Source organism: Halalkalibacter sp. HAAS-P013, from assembly GCF_056619925.1.
Genome location: NZ_JBWQTU010000001.1, coordinates 289,142 through 305,841, shown reverse-complemented (window position 1 = coordinate 305,841; position 16,700 = coordinate 289,142). Strand labels below are relative to the sequence as shown.

Genomic DNA, 16,700 nt, shown 5'->3' with positions numbered 1-16,700 from the left:
TGAACCAATAAAAGGTATAAACGAACCTTTTTCATTAGGGGCGCTGAAATGGTGTAATATAACCATTTTCAGTGCCCTTCATTAATCTAGTCGTTATTTCAAATTAATACAAAAGAAGTAACCATAACAATGTTATGTAAACTAAAGGTAAAGGAAGAAGACGATGAAAGGAACAACTCACCTGATTGGTGGAGTGACGGCAGCTGTTATTTTTGAAAATCAGTTTCCCGGATCAATCAATGAACCATTTTTATTTTATACAACGGCATTAGCAGGAGCCATTATTCCAGACATTTGCCACCCTAAATCGATGATCGGTAGAAGACTGCCGATATTATCAAGAACGATTAGCACGGTTTTTGGACATCGCTCATTTAGTCATAGTTTATTATTTCTATTGCTTGTTTATTTCCTTACCGAGCAATTAACGATACAAGGAGCGGGTGCAATCCAACAAGGATTACTTCTAGGTGTAGGCAGTCATATCATTCTTGATGCGATGACCCCGCAAGGAGTGAAATTGTTTTATCCGATCAAAATGAATGTGAGAACACCCATTTATGTCAAAACAGGTTCAGTCATTGGAGAAACCGTTGTTACGATTTGTTTGGGAGGACTGCTTGGTTACTATTTGTTTTCATAGAAAAGGAAGGTAGCCATTTCCGGTGCCTTCCTTTCAGCGTTTACTGATATCTTGGGCGGTAGAAGAGTAAAATGATAAAACCACATAAAGAAATGATTCCACATAAGAAAAAGACAAAAGGTAAGCTTATTTTGTCAGCGAACTCACCTGCAACCAACGGACCAGCCAAAATTCCAATGGCATAAAATGATTGATAAAACCCCATGGCTGAGCTTTTCAAATCATTTGTGGCTAATTGGATCACCATGCCCAAAAGTAGAGGGAAAATAATTCCAAGCAATAAGCCAATCCCAGCATGGATGAGACAGAACAATAAAAATGAGTTTACGAGAGGAGACATGAACATTAACAGAGCAATGAAAACAAAACAAACAAGTAAAACAAGTTTCTGCTTTCTCATATCAATTTGATAAAACATAAGCCAAACTGAAGCAAGCGCATGCGGAATAAAAAATGAACAAACTAACAACGTGATGGCATGGCTCCCTGATGAAAGCTGTGCCGTATACATGGGTGAAAATCCAAAAATCGTAATGAACAAAATTGCATGACCACTTAATGATAATAGTGTAATCGTTTTTAGTCCGTAAATTTGATACGTCTTTTGTATATGAGAAGTTATATTAACGGATTTTTTATTTGTTGAAATAGCAATTTCTTTAATACGAAAGGCTAAGACGAGCCCAATAATAGAGGTAACAGCAGCAACCAAAAACGGAAACGACCAACCGAGTTGAATCACTAAATAGCCGCTAATCATCATGCTAAAGAATTGCGCAAACACTGTTAAAAATTGAATGCGACTCATCGCTTTGGAAACATGTTCTGACTTAAAATATTGAGAATACAACACAGTTGCCATCACCCACATCGCAGCTGTTATTCCTGCTAAAAGACGTGAAGTAAAGATACCAATAAATGATTGCGTAAAAATAAGCAGAAGGCTGCTTACTAAAGCGATAACAAAACCAGAAATGAGTAATGGCTTTCGTAAACCTGTCAGACGGTCTGAAAGGACGCCTAAAGGAAAACGGAGGATGATTTGCGTCACTCCATAACTTCCTAAGATGATTCCAATAACAGAATAGCCAAAACCAATATCCTCTAAATATAAGCCGAAAACAGGTATGTAAATATAGGTGCAAAACCAAAAACAAAAGACAACGCTTAAAAATACGAGGTGATCAGTTTTGGATGCGATTTGTTCCTCTCCTGCTTCCTTTCTTACGGCTTCTTCCAATTATCCCACTCCCATCTTTTTTACAAAACCGTTTTCTTTACTGTAACATGGAAAATTAGACTGTCAATTGCAAAAAGCAAGCTCATTCATGGTAGGTATAACTATGCCCGATTATTGAAATACTTGCTAAAAGATAGTGAAATTATAGCTAGGAGTGGGTAGATTGAAACGAATTGCTGTATTAACGAGTGGAGGAGATTCACCAGGAATGAATGCGGCCGTTCGTGCCGTTGTTCGTAAAGCGTTATACCATGATTGCAAAGTATTTGGTGTGTACCGTGGGTATGCTGGGATGATGGAAGGTGACATTAAGGAACTCAATTTAGGTTCTGTAGGTGATATTATTCATCGCGGCGGGACGATGCTTCACACAGCAAGAAGTGAAGATTTTAAAACAAAAGAAGGTCAATTAAAAGCTGTTGAGCATTTAAAAAAACATAACATTGAGGGCGTCGTAGTTATAGGCGGCGATGGGTCCTACCGCGGAGCTCAAAAGCTTTCCGAACATGGAATTGCAACGATTGGAGCACCAGGAACCATTGATAATGACATTCCAGGTACTGATTTTACAATTGGCTTTGATACATCGTTAAATACGATCATCCACGCTATTGATAAAATTCGAGACACCGCATCCTCACACGAGAGAACGTACGTCATCGAAGTAATGGGACGGCACGCTGGCGATCTCGCATTATGGAGTGGACTCGCGGCAGGTGCAGAAACCATTATGCTCCCTGAAGTCGAACATAATATGGAAGAGATTATCGACCGATTGAAACGAGGCGCCAAACGTGGAAAGAAGCATAGTATTATTGTTGTCGCTGAAGGAGTAGGCTCAGGCGTTGAAATCGGAGAAAGCATCCAAAAGCAACTGAACATCGAAACTCGTGTAACGGTCCTCGGTCACATCCAACGCGGCGGCTCACCAACAGGGTTTGACCGTGTACTAGCCAGCCGTTTAGGCGCTCATGCCGTTGATTTACTATTAGAAGGCAAGTCTGGCTTAGCTGTTGGAATTGAAAAGAATGACTTAGTTAGCACTTCATTTGATGAAATTTTTTCAAAACCGCATGAAATCGATACGAAGATGTATGAATTATCGAGTCAGCTTTCGACCTGATCGAAAAAAGACGTGTCAGCAGTGACACGTCTTTTTGTTAGTTTAGCAAGTGAGGGGAGGGGAGGTTCTTGTCCAAAATTTACGAATGGTAAATATAAATGAATAATGTGCTTATAAATCTTGAAAATAGCAGACAAATAGAAAGCTGAGAAATTGAGCCCGAGCAATCAAACGTTCTTGCCAGCATCCCTTAAAGCCTCACGCTTAAACACCCACACATATAGCAACCCTGCAAAAAAGATAAATCCCCCATACCCTACAGCCGGATATAAATACGTCACTAACGTGGAAAATCCAACTTGGCTGACAATAAAAGCAGCAATGGTTGTCGCGACGATCAGCCAAATTCGAGATCTCTGGTCAATAAAGGTCATTCTTGAAACAAACCCATATAAATTACTAACAGCAGTAGAGTAGACAGCTGAAAATAAGACAACTGCAAACAATAGCTGAATGAACGGAGAAATGAGAGAAGCGATATAGATCATCGGAACTTCCACTGCAGCCACTTCCAAAATATTTGACAATACACTAAAATAAATCGCTAACACACCAAGGCCTAAACCAAGAGCTCCTAACAGCGCACCCCAGAAAAGAGTACTTTTCTTTTTGGCATTCGGTCCCATTGGGGCCAAAATGGCAACAGCAATAACTAAATTAAAGGAAGCATAATTTAATGCAGCAATGAACCAATTAGGTGCGGCGCCTACTAAGTTCGCCGTACGTTGAATATCTTCTACTGTTACAGGACTACGATAAATTCCGTATAACGAAATTAATAAAACCGAAATTAATAAAACGGGAACGACATAGCTAATCGCATTTATGACTCCTTTTATTCCACGAATGACCGTAAAAAGTGCTAGCAGTGCCATCAACATCGTACCCCACCATGAGGACAAGCGAAATTGTTCAACAAAAATAGCACCAGCTCCAGCAATCATCGCTGCAAGTGCTCCAAATAAAAAAATCGTAATGATTAAATCGATCAATGAACCGAGAAACTTCCCATTTGAAAAGCGAACAACTTCCACATAAGCAGAAGCGCTTAAAGCTCGCCCAATAACTAAAATCATATAACCAAAGACAAAGAAAAGTGAGGTTGCTAGAACAATTCCCCATATTCCTAATAAACCAAATGCACTAAAAAATTGCAGTACCTCTTGCCCGGATGCGAAACCAGCCCCAACAATTGTACCTATATAAGTCGCAGCAATTTTGAAAGCATTTAAATGAGTAGGAGATTCATTCGTCACAATCGTCACCACCTCTGTGAATATTTGTAAGGAGTTATTATTATTAGTTGGAACGAACAAATTTATTTATGGGTGATAAATAGCATACAAAACCAAATATGAATCTTGTGAAAACGGGTGCAGCTGAGAAATGAAATGACAGGGCAAGCGACGGGAATGAAGAGAAGAAATTTATAATTTCACGTACTGTACGTATTATCTAAATTAAAATACAACTTATATTAGGGGAAAACAAGAAAGCTACAGCACTTAAAGAAGATGCCATAGCTTTCCATGTTCTATTCTGATCTTTGTTCTGTTTCTTTGGATGTTGCTGTAGCACCGTCGTATTCTCTGTCGATCTGGCCTGTCGTATCTTTCTTCGGTGAAAGAGAGTAATCGGCGATCTCATCGGGACCAGTTAATCCAAACAGTCCCATTGTTCCACCTTGACCCATTCGGACATGTTCTTGAACATCATTTTTTTTATTAGCCACATCAATCACCTCATAGATCCAGGTTTATTCTTCAGCAGGATTCGCTTCAACAGCAATTTCATATGCTTCTAAAATAGAATCTCTTTCTTTTGGGTCATTGATCCCAACAAGGTATTGCTCATCTTCTTCATCTTCGACTCTCATCAAAATGGTTTCTTCATTCGATGTTAACAGAGCATATGAATGGTCCTCCATATCAAATAAAGCTTCAACTGCGTAATCTTTCATATGTCCTTGTTCATCTTCTATCGTTATTTGGTCTCTAACTTCATTTGGTTCCATTCAAGCTCACCACCATATCATCAAGTGTACGCCAGGTAACGTACTAGTTATAATTTGCCCTTTTTATTGTTGATTATTTTTAATAAGAATTGGTTTATCGTTCATTTTGCATACTAATAAAGGTAAAGGAACCTTTTCTTGATGGAGGAGAAAGATCTTATGCGAAAATTTCTTGTAGCAATCATAGTCATTTGTTTTATATTACATACTCCACTTGTCCAAGCAACAACAAAGATGGACCATATGAAGAATCAAATTGAGCACCTTGTAAGAACCGATCCAACGCTGGAAGGTGCAATAGCAAGCATCAGTATTCGATCAGCCGAAACAGGTGAACTGTTAATGGACCACAATGGCAGAACTCGCCTCAGGCCAGCTTCAAATATGAAGCTTTTTACTGCAGCTTCGGCTTTGTCAGTATTAGGTGATGATTACACGTTTTTTACAGAGTTAGTAACGGATGGAAATATAAAGTGGACCTTATTAGATGGAAATCTTTATATAAGAGGAAAAGGAGATCCAACCTTACTTAAAGAAGACATCGACAATTTGGTAGGGACTCTTCAAAAGAAGGGGATCAAGTTCATTCGAGGCGACGTAATTGGAGATGACTCCTGGTATAATGACACCCGTTATTCAGTCGACTTACCGTGGAGTGATGAAACCGCCTATTATGGGTCAGCTATTTCTGCTTTAACAGCAGCAGCTGACCACGATTACGATGCCGGGTCAATTATTGTAAAAGTTTTCCCACAAGACATAGGTCAAAGTGGCAAAATTCACATCGAACCACAAACGGATTTTGTTTACATTGTAAATGAAACAAAAACCGTTTCTGCTGATCAAACAACAAAGATAACGGTCAAAAGAGAACATGGCACAAACACCATTTTTATTGAAGGAAAAATTTCAAAGGACACCCCGGAAGAAAAAAACACAGTTGCTGTATGGGAACCAACAGATTTCGCACTTGCTCTGTTTGAAGAAGCGTTACAACGAAAGGGGATTAAGCTACTTGGTAAAGTGAAACGAGGAGTAACACCTGAAAATGCAAGCCTTCTAGCCGCACATGAATCCATTCCACTTTCAGAGTTCATGGTACCGTTTATGAAGCTCAGCAACAATGGACATGCAGAAGTGCTTGTTAAAGAGATGGGGAAGGTGATGAAAGAGGAAGGTAGTTGGGAAAAGGGACTAGAGGCAATGAACGAACAATTGCGCTTCTTTGGGGTAAAGACAGATACACTAGTAATAAGAGACGGATCAGGCATATCCCACATTAACTTAGTTTCAGCGAATCAATTATCTCAATTATTGTTTTCAGTTCAATCCGAGGACTGGTTTCCTGTATTTTTACGTTCGCTGCCTGTTACAGGAGGAGAGGACAGATTAGAAAGAGGAACGTTGTATAGACGTTTAGCAAATACAGAGGCAGCAGGAAAGGTAAAAGCGAAAACGGGAACACTAACCACCGTTAGTACATTATCTGGTTACGTAGAAACAAAGTCTGGAACAACGTTGATTTTTTCAATCATGTTAAACAATGTATTAGACGGAAAGAAAGCGAAGCAATTGGAAGATCAAATCGTCATGCAGCTAGTCAATCTGTAACCAGTGAGTAGGAATAGCTTTGTTTGGCATGAGGAATTATAAGTATCATCTTAACAGATGCAGGAGGGTTCAGATGGAACATCAACCATTAACTTATTTCGAAAAACTTGAGAATGTCTATGTCCTTATGGAAACAAAAAAAATGCTCCAAGCAAAGCTGGCACAAGTAAAGCAAGAAAATCAACCGACAAATCTGATTGAGGAAGACTTACGTAAAATTGAAGAAGAAATTGCAGAGTATACAGAAGGAGCTTTGCCTGACCCATATGTTACGGTAACTAGTTCTTTATTTAATCCTGCAGTTATCGAAGAAATGGAAGGAACCGATTCATAGTACTTTCCTGTTTAAAACAACGGAAAACGATCGATAAAAAATAAACAGGAGTCAGACAAATGAAAAAAATAATCATCTTGCTCTTTGTCCTTAGTTTAATGTTACCATCTGCTATAGCTGCAGCAGAAGGCAATGGACAAGTATCTCTTATAGTAAAATCTTCGAGCCAATCGTTACATCAAACTGTCCTTAAGATTAAGTCAGAAAAAATCGTTCAAGCTCTTTTCCAAGCAAAAACGATCGAACCTGTCTCAGAAGTACCCCATTCCAACCACTACCTTTTACTTGAAGATAAAGGGACCGTAAGAATTTTTGTACTTGATTATAAAAATGGGTTATATGATGTTCAACAAAAAGAGAAAATTCAAGTTGAAGAAAAAATTATCAATAAACTTAATGATTACTTTGATGGGTTAGAGGCGCATCATTTCGGTACAATTCTCTCATGGGAGGAAGTTGACAAGCTAATCCCGCGCTACACTTCTTTTACGATTACCGATATCGAAACAGGGTTAAAATTTGAAGCGCAAAGACGAGCAGGATCAAGTCATGCAGATGTTCAACCACTAACAACGAAAGATACAAAAATCATGAAAGAAATCTATAGTGGAAAGTGGAGTTGGAAAAGACGAGCGATCCTCGTTCATCATGAAGGAAAAATGATTGCGGCTTCTATGCATGGAATGCCTCATGGCGGGGGAGCGCTAGCGAATAATTTTCCAGGTCACTTCTGTATCCACTTTAAAGGCAGTACGACCCACAGATCGAATAGTCTTGATTTATCCCATCAAGTGATGGTGTATAAAGCAGGAGGAATGCTTGCTCCGTATGTGCAGCAGCTACCACCAAACAAAGTTGTTGAATTGTTTTTAATAGCATTGAATCAAAATGATCTTGATTTGCTTAATTTAATCTATAAGGATAAAAACGGGGAATCAGAAAAATTAATTGAAGAAATTGAGTCCATCAGACTTGTGAAAAAGAAAAATCCGCCGTCCATAAATGGACCGCTTGTATATGAGCTTCCGCTAACTTTTCTCGTGAAAAAGAAAAACCAATCAGAAGTAGGGTCTTTCCACACATTCCAAGTGCGAAGAGACTCACCAACTAGTGAATGGAAGTTAGTGAGTGTACCAACAGACTTACTTCATTGAAAAGAGGATGACCAATAAGGAACTAGTTCCTTATTGGTCATCCTCTTCTATATTAATTTCTCTCGGTAATTTTTGCGGTGCACGTGGCACATTGCGTTGCTCTACATTGATGGAATCAGAGGAAAGAACAACGACACTCATTTGCCCGCCATATACTCTTGCTTGCAATAATATCGGTTGATTCAATTCATTTCGAAAAACAAAATCAGGCCCATACCAACTGACTGTCGCATCACGACCACGCGGAACATAAGGAACCCTGCGACTATGAGAATAACGCTGAACTATGGCTAATCCCGCCCGGTCGACTGCATTATACAAAGTAGAAGATACTTGACAGATACCACCACCAATTCCTTCAGAAAGCTCACCTCTGACAATGACAGGAGCCGGAAGATAACCTCTTTCCTTTGTCCGCTTTCCAACAATTTGATTAAACGAAAACGTTTCTCCAGGGAAAACAACTTGATTATTAATTGATTCTGTAGCCAATTTTATGTTATGAGAGCGTTGCTTGTTACGACTATTAAAGTAAGTAACATACTGACCAATTCTCCGAGTACGGATATCAGAAAGAAGTTCACTATCTACTCGCGGGTGAAGTACCTGTCTTGGAACAACTATCTCCATCGAACCTTTGCCATAATAATAATGATAAAATACCTGTTTGAACTTATACTTGTTTAACCGGTACCCAACTTGCTCAGAAACGAGGTTCCCTAATTTATCAATCTGAGCGTTTACTGGAGGTTCAAATGTGAGCTGATCCATTTGTTGTACCAATTGGTCATACTTCTCATGATCGATCATTTCTCTTCCTAATATGTCATTCGTAAAATCAGATCGATTTACTGACGCAATGGTCTCATCTTTATATTCAATTAATAAGTCATCGGCAATATCGGAAAAAGGAACAAAAAGCAAAAGAAATCCAAGAAAAATATGTATCATGTGCTACACTACCTCCTGTATTTAGTATGAGTTTATGGAGAGGTTTTCATGTGATAATTGGGGAGTGAAGTGAAGAAAAAAAGACCCAGTTAGCAACTGAATCTTCATCGCGAAATGATATTTGAGATCTTACTTACTTCCAATTCCTTATTCTCAAGCACTTCAATTGAATTCGTGGAGGTTTTTGCAGCTTGCTTTGTCTTTTCAACTAACTTTGATATGTTCGGAAACGTTTTTTGTGCTCCTTTCACAAGCAAAGGAATACCGATAAAATCAATATGCATTTTGTGCGAAAACAACCCGCCAAATGTCATTTGAAGCGGAACGGTAGGAGACGCGTTGGAACAGATCACTTTTTCATGCTCATAGCCTTTACCCTCTAACAACAGAAGGAGCTCGCTCATTGCTGTCACCATTTTATGAGAAAGACCACGACCAAGTGTAAACACCTGACTGCCTTCTTCATCTTTCCCGTGATAAATAAGCTTCCCTAAAGATTTTGACGTTAATTTGTTAAAAGTATCAATTCCTAAAATCTCTTCTTTCGTTGGAACTCGGTCATTCGGAATCTTTTTTAAATGATAAGCTGCACAAAGGGCAGAAGAGTGGGTCCCTGCGTAACAATTGTATATATAGATCATGTCAAATCACCTCTTATTAAAAGGGATAAGATAGTTTCCCACTCATACTGCGCATTATACTTACCAGCGACTTTTCACCCAACGCTCAAGTTTCCGTTTAAGTACAATTTGAATCGGCTCATGCTCTTGACCAATCGGCTTCACAAGAGCCGTCTTCATCCCCGCACGTTTCCCGCACCAAACGTCAGTAAATAATTGATCCCCTAAAAAGAGGCTTGTCTCTTTCGTCGCACCAACGCTTTTCATATGTTTTTCAATTCTTGACGCAGCCGGTTTGTTACATTTCCCAAACCCAATAATGCCATTCGGCTCACAAAAACGATCGACACGCCCTTGACTATTATTCGATGCAACGATTAATTGCACACCTTGTTCTTTTAACATCGCAATCCAATTCTTTAGGTCGTCACCAGCAGGACGGTCGTGACTAGCAAGAGTACTATCAAGATCAGAAAAGATTGTTTTGATTTGGTTTTTCTTTAACCAATCTGCTGTAATATCTGAGAAGTGGTGAAGCTCGAAGTCTGGTTTGAAATATTTCATGTTATCATTCACTGCCTTTATGTTTAAGTATGTGTATCATCATTTCTTATTTTAGCAAAATCTAGACAAACTGTTTAGTAATAGTAATACTGCTTACAGCAAGAATAGTATCAGATGAATGTTAGACCAAGGAATCAATTTTTAATACAAATATTTGGACAGTTAACGTTCTAGATATAATTAAACGCTTGTATTAAATATAAGTTGAGATTCGTTTATAAATTCGGAGCGGTTATGGGGATTTGTGGGAATTCAACAATAAGTTAATACAGGTTGGAGCAGCAATGCGATCCCGAACTTTTAATTTAGATTTATAATCCTCTAGAGGTTAATATTCATCTTTTTATAAAGAGGGAAATTTAGGCCTTAATCATTACATAGGTATTAATTGATAAAAATTTTTATTTGACACTCAGTAAGGTTCTTGTGTATAATTACTTCGAAACTGAGATATTTTTAAGGATTTGATCATATGAAGTCAACCGAAGTAAATAATCAAGACCAATCGCTCAAATTATTTGTTGTCATGACTCGTGCGATGCAAGCCATAACTAAACGAGTCGAAGAAGATATCAAGGGGTATGGTTTAAATCCTACTGAATTTGGTGTTCTTGAACTTCTTTACAGCAAAGGTGATCAACCAATTCAAAAAATTGGCCAGAAAGTGTTACTTGCAAGTAGCAGTATCACGTATGTAGTCGATAAACTTGAGAAGAAACAGTATATAAAAAGGCAGCCATGTCCTAAAGATCGTCGCGTTACGTATGCGGCAATCACAGAGGAAGGAACTCAGTTAATGGAAGAAATCTTTCCGAAACATAAAGAAGCTATTGAAGAAATCTTTGGAGGGCTTAAAGCGGAAGAAAAGGAACTAATGATTGAACAATTAAAAAAATTAGGCTTTTATGCACAAGAGCTCTAATTTTTTTACCTAATTATCTCGAATTGGAGTTATATGAATTCGTAGTATGATGGAAGCGTGCAGGAGGGGCTAAAATGAAGTCGATTGATCCAAACAAGCTAGCTGAACGGGAGAATTATAAGTTTTTAACAGGAAGCATTATTCCAAGACCGGTTGCATTCGTGACAACTCTATCAAAGGAGGGCGTCTTAAACGCTGCACCATTTAGTTACTTTAATGTCGTCTCGTCAAACCCGCCGTTGATTTCTGTTTCTGTCGGTCGGAAAGACGGACAAATGAAAGATACATCGAGAAATGCGATTGAGCGTAATGAATTCGTTGTTCATATTTCTGATGAATCCTATATTGAAAAAATCAACATGACCGCGAAAAATCTTCCTTCAGATGAAAGTGAAGTGGCAGATTCAGGCTTAACACCCGTTGATAGTTTGAGAATTGGTGTACCGGGTATTAAGGAAGCAAGGATTCGGATGGAATGTGTGCTTGAAAAAGCGTTATCTCTTGGTGGAACAGATGAGAGTCCTTCTTGTGAATTATTAATTGGGCGTGTCGTTCAATACCACATTCGAGAAGATTTGTTTAAAAACGGGAGAATTGATGCTTCAAATTTACAACCAGTCAGCCGTTTAGCTGGGTATGCTTATTCAAAGTTAGGAGAGACCTTTGAGCTTGACCGTCCAGAATAAATAGCCCTTCTACATCGTAAGGACTTTCCATGACGCATATCTCGAATTCATATTGTATGAACTCGTTTTATATAAATTAGAACTAGTTTAAGGTGGTGATGGTCTTCATGTGTAAGTACATATAAAAAGGGAGTGTGAGAGGGTATGAGTTTTATTAAGAAGTTATTTGGTCAAACTAATAAAAATGAAGAGGAGACGATAAATATGTCAAACGTAAAATTAGCCATTATTTATTACAGTTCAACAGGTACGAACTACCAACTAGCAAAGTGGGCAGCAGAAGGCGGGAAAGCAGCAAGTGCAGAAGTAAAAGTCCTTAAAGTACCTGAGCTTGCACCTGAAGCAGCGATTGAATCAAACCCAGCATGGAAAGCACATGTCGAAGAAACAAAAGATGTACCAGAAGTTACATTAGATGATCTAGAGTGGGCAGATGCGATTATTTTCAGTGTTCCGACTCGTTTTGGTAACATGGCAGCTCAAATGAAGCAATTCATTGATACAACTGGTGGATTATGGTTTGAAGGAAAACTTGCTAACAAAGCGGTTAGTGCGATGTCTTCAGCAAGTAATGCACATGGTGGGCAGGAAGCAACGATTCTATCCCTTTATACGACAATGTACCACTGGGGTGCGATCGTTGCATCACCTGGCTACACAGATCCGTTACTATTTGCTTCAGGCGGGAACCCGTACGGAACAAGTGTAACAGTAGGTCAAGATGGAAAGATGCAAGAAAATGTAGAAGAAGCAGCGAAGTACCAAGCGAAGCGTACAGTTCAAGTTGCTGAGTGGATTAAAAAAGGTAATCAATAACAAAAAACACCCTCGCTAATAGAAGCTTTTCTATGCGAGGGTGTTTTTTTGTCTGGTTAGATGGTAGGAAACGTCGAGAATCGTATGGAAATGTTGCTTTATGCGCTTGCCCAGGAAAGGAAAGGAGATTCTTTTTTCCGAGCTTGAAAGAAAATGGTGGTAACCTTTAAAAATAACAAGTTAAGTTACTATTTTCAAAGCAATACCCCTTATCTCGACTTTTGCTGACAAGTATTAATCAAACGTTTGTTTAAATTTCGACACGATTAATCAAACGTTTGTTTAATTTTTAAAAACTCATCAAAATCTGCCGTGGTACAACAAAAGAGGCACCACTCAAGCGCCTCTTAAACTCCTTACTGATGCTTCTCCAAAAAATCGAGCATCTTCTCATAAACGTTAATCTCATTTTCTTTTTTCGAGAATCCGTGCCCTTCGTCGTCTAAAACAAGGTATTCCACATCTACACCGTTTCCTTTAAGTGCGTCTACAATTTGATCAGATTCTTCTTTCACAACTCGAGGATCGTTGGCCCCTTGAATAACGAGCATTGGTTTGACCATGTTATCTAAATACGTAATCGGTGAATCTTTTTCTAAGCGTTCTTTGTCTTCAATTGGATCACCTAACCAGCGCTTCATAATTGGTTTCCAATGCTCTGGAACAGAATTAAGGAACGTGAACAGGTTGCTCACTCCAAAAATATCAACCGTTGCTCGGAAGTATTCAGGATGTCTTCCAGCAAGAAGCAACGTCATATAGCCACCATAACTGCCGCCGACGACAAATAGCTTTTCTTTATTCGTAATTCCTTGTTCGAATAACCACTCAATGCCGTGTACGCAGTCAAGTCGAGGGCCTTCACCCCAGTCTCCTTCAACAAGCTTTGTAAAAGATGCACCGTAGCCCGTACTCCCGCGGAAGTTCGGTGCAAAAATCGTATAGCCGCGGTTTAAAAAGCATTGGAACATTGCTCTGAACCATTTTCTTTCCGCAGATTGTGGTCCACCGTGTGGCCAGAAGATCGTATAGCCATTTGAGAGTTCTGGTTTTGCTTTGAAGAGAAGGGCTTCGATGTCCATCCCATCAAACGATTTGTATGTGATGACGTCAGGTTCGACCATTTGTTCTTCGGAGACACCTAGGACGTTATTTTTTGTTATCTGTTCAAATGGTTGATCTGCTTTTTGTACATAAATATTGCTTGGAACGGTTGCGCTTCTGCCGCGAAGATAAAGGCTGCCTTGTTCACTGACAACAAGCTCTTCTATAACGTCCGTTGGGCATTCAATACGCTTTGGAGATGTTGGACCTAGTTCAAAAGAATAAAGGTGATCGATTACGCCTTTTTCTGTTGCAAAGTACAGCTTCTTTTGTTTTTCATTCCATTTAATGAACTCAACATTTTCTTGTTCTAGTTTTAATTGTGGTGTGAACGTTCGGCTAGGAATATCAAATGAAGCAATATAGGAAAACTCTTCACCATAATTAGTCACAAAATAAATAGTTGATTCATCAACATAAACAGGGCTAGATACGGTGTGTACCTCTTCTTTTGAAGGGGTAAGCAGCACTTCTTCACCGTTAATATGAAGATAGGCTACTTGGTACGTGTTGGCAAAGATTCGAGCTGTGACAAAGCTTGCTTCATCCTTCGCAACAGCATAAAGGTATGTCGGTGCTTCTACTCCCTTATAAAGAATCGTATCCTTTTTGGATTTCAGGTTATAACGATGAATGTTTAAATACTGAGAATTGTTTTTACTCGTAATGTAATAGAGGATGTTTCCGTCTTTTGATTGGTCGGCAAAAAAGAACTTATCGGTTTTGTCACCTGTAATAAGTGGTTGTGGTTTTCCTCCTTCTTCAGGAAGGGCGTAAATATGATAGTTTTCATCACCGTCATCGTCAAATCCAGCTAAGACGAAGCGATTGTCAGGATCCATTTTTATGAAATTACATTGCTGGTCCGCTTGAGCAAATAGAGAAGGAAACTGGTTTGGAAAGTCAATTGTCCATAGATTATTTTTCCCGTTTAAATTGCTGCTGAAAATGAGTTTGCTTTCATCCTTGCTTACAGCAAACGTAGAAATCGCGTATGTACGAAAAAATTGTTCCACATCAGGCTTAGGGAATTGGATCAAATATCTCACTCCTTCATTTGATAAATAGATTGCTAGTTCTATTTTAACAGATCGCTTCGATATTCTAAATATTTCCATTTCGAATAAGCAGATTTTTTGCTATTGATTTCGTAAATGATTATAGTGTAGATGTTGCCTTTGTTATTTTTTAACACTGGATACATAAATAAAAAACATGTAGTTGGAGGGAACGTTATGGTTGTTATTCATGCTTATCTTCATGTGTTGCCAGAAAAAAGAGAGCTGTTTCTTGATCATGTTCAGAACTTAATTACGAACTCGAAAGCGGAAGAAGGTAACATTACATATCATCTGTATGAAGATACAGAAGAAAAAACGAAATTTGTGATGGTCGAAGAGTGGAGAGATGAAGCTGCAGTTCGGTTCCATAATCAAACGGAGCATTTTAAAAATTTTGGTGCTAGAGCAGGCGAATGGTTTGCCACTCCTCCACAAGTACAGCAGTTTGCTGTTTCAAGAAAGTATTAGAAAGGAAGACGATTTATGCCAACTTTGTTAGATTCATTTGAATATAAAGGATTACAGCTGAAAAATAGAATTGTTATGCCGCCGATGTGTCAGTACTCTGTTACAGCAAAAGATGGGAAGCCAAATGATTGGCATTTCACACATTATACAAGTCGTGCGATTGGCGGGACAGGGTTAATTATTATGGAGATGACAGACGTTGAGCCGGATGGAAGAATTTCTGATTTTGATTTAGGAATCTGGTCTGATGATCATATTCCGGCATTTGAACGAATTGTGAAGGCTTGCCAAAGCTACGGCGCGAAAGTAGGCATTCAAATTGCACATGCTGGTCGGAAAGCAGAAGATGCAGAGGTTCCTGTTTCCTCAACATCTGTTGCTTTTTCCGATGATTATAAAGCGCCTCGAGAATTAACCACACAAGAAGTAGAAGAGATGGTAGTGAAGTTTGAACAAGCCTTTCAGCGCGCGGTAGCAGCTGGTGTGGATACGATTGAAATTCATGGAGCTCATGGGTACTTAATTCATCAGTTCCAATCTCCGCTTACAAATAAACGCGAAGATAAATACGGGCAAGATAAAAGTTTATTGGGACGTGAAATCATAAAAGCTGCGCGTCGAGTGATGCCAGAATCGATGCCTTTAATTATGCGTATTTCAGCAAAAGAGTACGCTGAAGAAGGCTACGATGTAAATTATGCAATTGAGCTTGCTGCGAAGTATAAAGAAGAAGGCGTGGATATTTTCCATATTTCTTCAGGTGGAGAAAGCAACAACGGACCAGAATATTCTGGTCAAGGATATCAAGTTGACCTTGCAGTAGCTGTGAAACAAGCACTAGATGTTCCTGTTATTGCCGTTGGAAGAATGGAAGATGCTCAGTTTAGTGATGAGGCTGTACGTGAAGAAAAAGCGGATCTTGTTGCTGTTGGTAGAGGAATGCTTCGCAGCCCGTTTTGGGCGAATGAAGCGTCGCTTGCATTAGGTGGAGAAATTTTAACTCCGAATGCGTTACGAGCAGGGTATAGTTTCTAATAAAAAAGGTATCCATCAAGGATTTTTTACCCTGTTGGATACCTTTTCTATCCTAAGTTGCATTATGCTGACTTTCTTCGTACGCAATTAAAACAACATCTTTATCGGTGCTGCTTTTAATTTCGTCTTCTAACGATACGATTCTCTCTAGCATGTCAGGGCTTAAATCTGCCGCTGTGTAGCGATCAAATTCTACAGGTTTATTTGACTCCATTCGGATCAACTCCTTCACTTATTCAATAATAAAATTCTCTTAAATTAGATGTTCTATACCGACTTGGAAAATGTAATGATTTGGAATTGTTGTTATAGTGCTTCATTAGTAGGTAAATGCTATGACTAAAACTAAGCATG

The 16,700-nt window shown here is 38.9% G+C and carries 19 protein-coding genes; 10 read left to right on the top strand and 9 right to left on the bottom strand.

Features of this window, described 5'->3' with window-relative positions; translation table 11 throughout:
- The first annotated feature begins 163 nt into the window (after positions 1-163).
- Positions 164-643: a metal-dependent hydrolase gene (locus AC1FXP_RS01665; RefSeq protein ID WP_480058195.1), complete on the top strand. Its 480-nt coding sequence runs from the start codon at positions 164-166 to the stop codon at positions 641-643.
- Positions 644-683: 40 nt separating this feature from the next.
- Here the strand turns inward: AC1FXP_RS01665 and AC1FXP_RS01660 are convergent, their stop codons facing one another.
- Entirely contained in the window at positions 684-1,883 is a 1,200-nt protein-coding gene (locus AC1FXP_RS01660) for an MFS transporter (RefSeq protein ID WP_480058193.1), read from the bottom strand.
- Between the two features lie 163 nt (positions 1,884-2,046).
- Here AC1FXP_RS01660 and pfkA point away from each other — a divergent pair, with 163 nt between their 5' ends.
- Complete coding sequence (gene pfkA, locus AC1FXP_RS01655; protein WP_480058191.1) at positions 2,047-3,006, top strand: 6-phosphofructokinase; 960 nt, start codon at positions 2,047-2,049, stop codon at positions 3,004-3,006.
- Positions 3,007-3,173: 167 nt separating this feature from the next.
- Here pfkA and AC1FXP_RS01650 read toward each other — a convergent pair whose 3' ends face one another.
- The 3 genes from AC1FXP_RS01650 to AC1FXP_RS01640 all read right to left on the bottom strand — a co-directional run bounded on the left by AC1FXP_RS01650 (position 3,174) and on the right by AC1FXP_RS01640 (position 5,020).
- On the bottom strand, positions 3,174-4,262 hold the full coding sequence (locus AC1FXP_RS01650) for a YkvI family membrane protein (protein ID WP_480058189.1): 1,089 nt from the start codon (positions 4,260-4,262) through the stop codon (positions 3,174-3,176).
- Between the two features lie 278 nt (positions 4,263-4,540).
- Entirely contained in the window at positions 4,541-4,738 is a 198-nt protein-coding gene (locus AC1FXP_RS01645; protein WP_480058188.1) for a hypothetical protein, read from the bottom strand.
- A gap of 24 nt (positions 4,739-4,762) precedes the next feature.
- Positions 4,763-5,020 carry a DUF1292 domain-containing protein gene (locus AC1FXP_RS01640; protein ID WP_480058186.1) on the bottom strand — a complete coding sequence of 86 codons (258 nt, stop codon included), beginning with the start codon at positions 5,018-5,020 and terminating at the stop codon, positions 4,763-4,765.
- Between the two features lie 159 nt (positions 5,021-5,179).
- Here AC1FXP_RS01640 and dacB point away from each other — a divergent pair, with 159 nt between their 5' ends.
- From dacB to AC1FXP_RS01625, 3 genes are all read left to right on the top strand, one after another.
- A complete protein-coding gene (dacB, locus tag AC1FXP_RS01635) occupies positions 5,180-6,631 on the top strand; it encodes a D-alanyl-D-alanine carboxypeptidase/D-alanyl-D-alanine endopeptidase (protein WP_480058185.1) in 1,452 nt (483 codons plus the stop codon).
- 73 nt (positions 6,632-6,704) lie between these two features.
- Complete coding sequence (locus AC1FXP_RS01630) at positions 6,705-6,965, top strand: hypothetical protein (RefSeq protein ID WP_480058184.1); 261 nt, start codon at positions 6,705-6,707, stop codon at positions 6,963-6,965.
- A 59-nt stretch (positions 6,966-7,024) separates the two neighbouring features.
- Positions 7,025-8,119 (top strand): hypothetical protein, encoded by a 1,095-nt coding sequence (locus tag AC1FXP_RS01625; RefSeq protein ID WP_480058183.1) that lies wholly within the window; start codon positions 7,025-7,027, stop codon positions 8,117-8,119.
- Positions 8,120-8,149: 30 nt separating this feature from the next.
- Here AC1FXP_RS01625 and AC1FXP_RS01620 read toward each other — a convergent pair whose 3' ends face one another.
- The 3 genes from AC1FXP_RS01620 to AC1FXP_RS01610 form a co-directional block, all read right to left on the bottom strand.
- The gene (locus AC1FXP_RS01620) at positions 8,150-9,070 is read right to left on the bottom strand and encodes a VanW family protein (RefSeq protein ID WP_480058182.1); all 921 of its coding nucleotides are present in this window, start codon (positions 9,068-9,070) and stop codon (positions 8,150-8,152) included.
- A 104-nt stretch (positions 9,071-9,174) separates the two neighbouring features.
- Complete coding sequence (locus AC1FXP_RS01615; protein WP_480058181.1) at positions 9,175-9,711, bottom strand: DUF3189 family protein; 537 nt, start codon at positions 9,709-9,711, stop codon at positions 9,175-9,177.
- Between the two features lie 60 nt (positions 9,712-9,771).
- Positions 9,772-10,254, bottom strand: a complete 483-nt coding sequence (locus AC1FXP_RS01610; RefSeq protein WP_480058180.1) for a YqeG family HAD IIIA-type phosphatase — start codon at positions 10,252-10,254, stop codon at positions 9,772-9,774.
- A gap of 472 nt (positions 10,255-10,726) precedes the next feature.
- On the opposite strand from AC1FXP_RS01610, the gene AC1FXP_RS01605 reads away from it, so the two are divergent.
- The 3 genes from AC1FXP_RS01605 to wrbA all read left to right on the top strand — a co-directional run bounded on the left by AC1FXP_RS01605 (position 10,727) and on the right by wrbA (position 12,678).
- A complete protein-coding gene (locus AC1FXP_RS01605; protein ID WP_480058179.1) occupies positions 10,727-11,176 on the top strand; it encodes a MarR family winged helix-turn-helix transcriptional regulator in 450 nt (149 codons plus the stop codon).
- Positions 11,177-11,250: 74 nt separating this feature from the next.
- Positions 11,251-11,862: a flavin reductase family protein gene (locus AC1FXP_RS01600; RefSeq protein ID WP_480058178.1), complete on the top strand. Its 612-nt coding sequence runs from the start codon at positions 11,251-11,253 to the stop codon at positions 11,860-11,862.
- 144 nt (positions 11,863-12,006) lie between these two features.
- The gene (gene wrbA, locus AC1FXP_RS01595; RefSeq protein WP_480058177.1) at positions 12,007-12,678 is read left to right on the top strand and encodes an NAD(P)H:quinone oxidoreductase; all 672 of its coding nucleotides are present in this window, start codon (positions 12,007-12,009) and stop codon (positions 12,676-12,678) included.
- A gap of 356 nt (positions 12,679-13,034) precedes the next feature.
- Here the strand turns inward: wrbA and AC1FXP_RS01590 are convergent, their stop codons facing one another.
- Positions 13,035-14,822 (bottom strand): S9 family peptidase, encoded by a 1,788-nt coding sequence (locus tag AC1FXP_RS01590; RefSeq protein WP_480058176.1) that lies wholly within the window; start codon positions 14,820-14,822, stop codon positions 13,035-13,037.
- A 195-nt stretch (positions 14,823-15,017) separates the two neighbouring features.
- On the opposite strand from AC1FXP_RS01590, the gene AC1FXP_RS01585 reads away from it, so the two are divergent.
- Together AC1FXP_RS01585 and AC1FXP_RS01580 are read left to right on the top strand one after the other, a co-directional pair.
- Positions 15,018-15,311, top strand: a complete 294-nt coding sequence (locus tag AC1FXP_RS01585; protein ID WP_480058175.1) for a putative quinol monooxygenase — start codon at positions 15,018-15,020, stop codon at positions 15,309-15,311.
- Between the two features lie 15 nt (positions 15,312-15,326).
- Entirely contained in the window at positions 15,327-16,346 is a 1,020-nt protein-coding gene (locus AC1FXP_RS01580) for an NADH:flavin oxidoreductase/NADH oxidase (RefSeq protein ID WP_480058174.1), read from the top strand.
- 52 nt (positions 16,347-16,398) lie between these two features.
- Here the strand turns inward: AC1FXP_RS01580 and AC1FXP_RS01575 are convergent, their stop codons facing one another.
- Positions 16,399-16,560: a hypothetical protein gene (locus tag AC1FXP_RS01575; protein ID WP_480058173.1), complete on the bottom strand. Its 162-nt coding sequence runs from the start codon at positions 16,558-16,560 to the stop codon at positions 16,399-16,401.
- Between the last annotated feature and the right edge of the window lie 140 nt (positions 16,561-16,700).

What these genes read in the sequence shown, in the direction of transcription:
- AC1FXP_RS01600 (WP_480058178.1), top strand. Translation starts at nt 11,251, where the DNA reads ATGAAGTCGATTGATCCAAACAAGCTAGCTGAACGGGAGAATTATAAG.
- AC1FXP_RS01630 (WP_480058184.1), top strand. Translation starts at nt 6,705, where the DNA reads ATGGAACATCAACCATTAACTTATTTCGAAAAACTTGAGAATGTCTAT.
- AC1FXP_RS01580 (WP_480058174.1), top strand. Translation starts at nt 15,327, where the DNA reads ATGCCAACTTTGTTAGATTCATTTGAATATAAAGGATTACAGCTGAAA.
- wrbA (WP_480058177.1), top strand. Translation starts at nt 12,007, where the DNA reads ATGAGTTTTATTAAGAAGTTATTTGGTCAAACTAATAAAAATGAAGAG.
- AC1FXP_RS01665 (WP_480058195.1), top strand. Translation starts at nt 164, where the DNA reads ATGAAAGGAACAACTCACCTGATTGGTGGAGTGACGGCAGCTGTTATT.
- AC1FXP_RS01620 (WP_480058182.1), bottom strand. Translation starts at nt 9,070, where the DNA reads ATGATACATATTTTTCTTGGATTTCTTTTGCTTTTTGTTCCTTTTTCC.
- AC1FXP_RS01640 (WP_480058186.1), bottom strand. Translation starts at nt 5,020, where the DNA reads ATGGAACCAAATGAAGTTAGAGACCAAATAACGATAGAAGATGAACAA.
- AC1FXP_RS01575 (WP_480058173.1), bottom strand. Translation starts at nt 16,560, where the DNA reads ATGGAGTCAAATAAACCTGTAGAATTTGATCGCTACACAGCGGCAGAT.
- AC1FXP_RS01585 (WP_480058175.1), top strand. Translation starts at nt 15,018, where the DNA reads ATGGTTGTTATTCATGCTTATCTTCATGTGTTGCCAGAAAAAAGAGAG.
- AC1FXP_RS01615 (WP_480058181.1), bottom strand. Translation starts at nt 9,711, where the DNA reads ATGATCTATATATACAATTGTTACGCAGGGACCCACTCTTCTGCCCTT.
- dacB (WP_480058185.1), top strand. Translation starts at nt 5,180, where the DNA reads ATGCGAAAATTTCTTGTAGCAATCATAGTCATTTGTTTTATATTACAT.
- AC1FXP_RS01625 (WP_480058183.1), top strand. Translation starts at nt 7,025, where the DNA reads ATGAAAAAAATAATCATCTTGCTCTTTGTCCTTAGTTTAATGTTACCA.
- AC1FXP_RS01605 (WP_480058179.1), top strand. Translation starts at nt 10,727, where the DNA reads ATGAAGTCAACCGAAGTAAATAATCAAGACCAATCGCTCAAATTATTT.
- AC1FXP_RS01610 (WP_480058180.1), bottom strand. Translation starts at nt 10,254, where the DNA reads ATGAAATATTTCAAACCAGACTTCGAGCTTCACCACTTCTCAGATATT.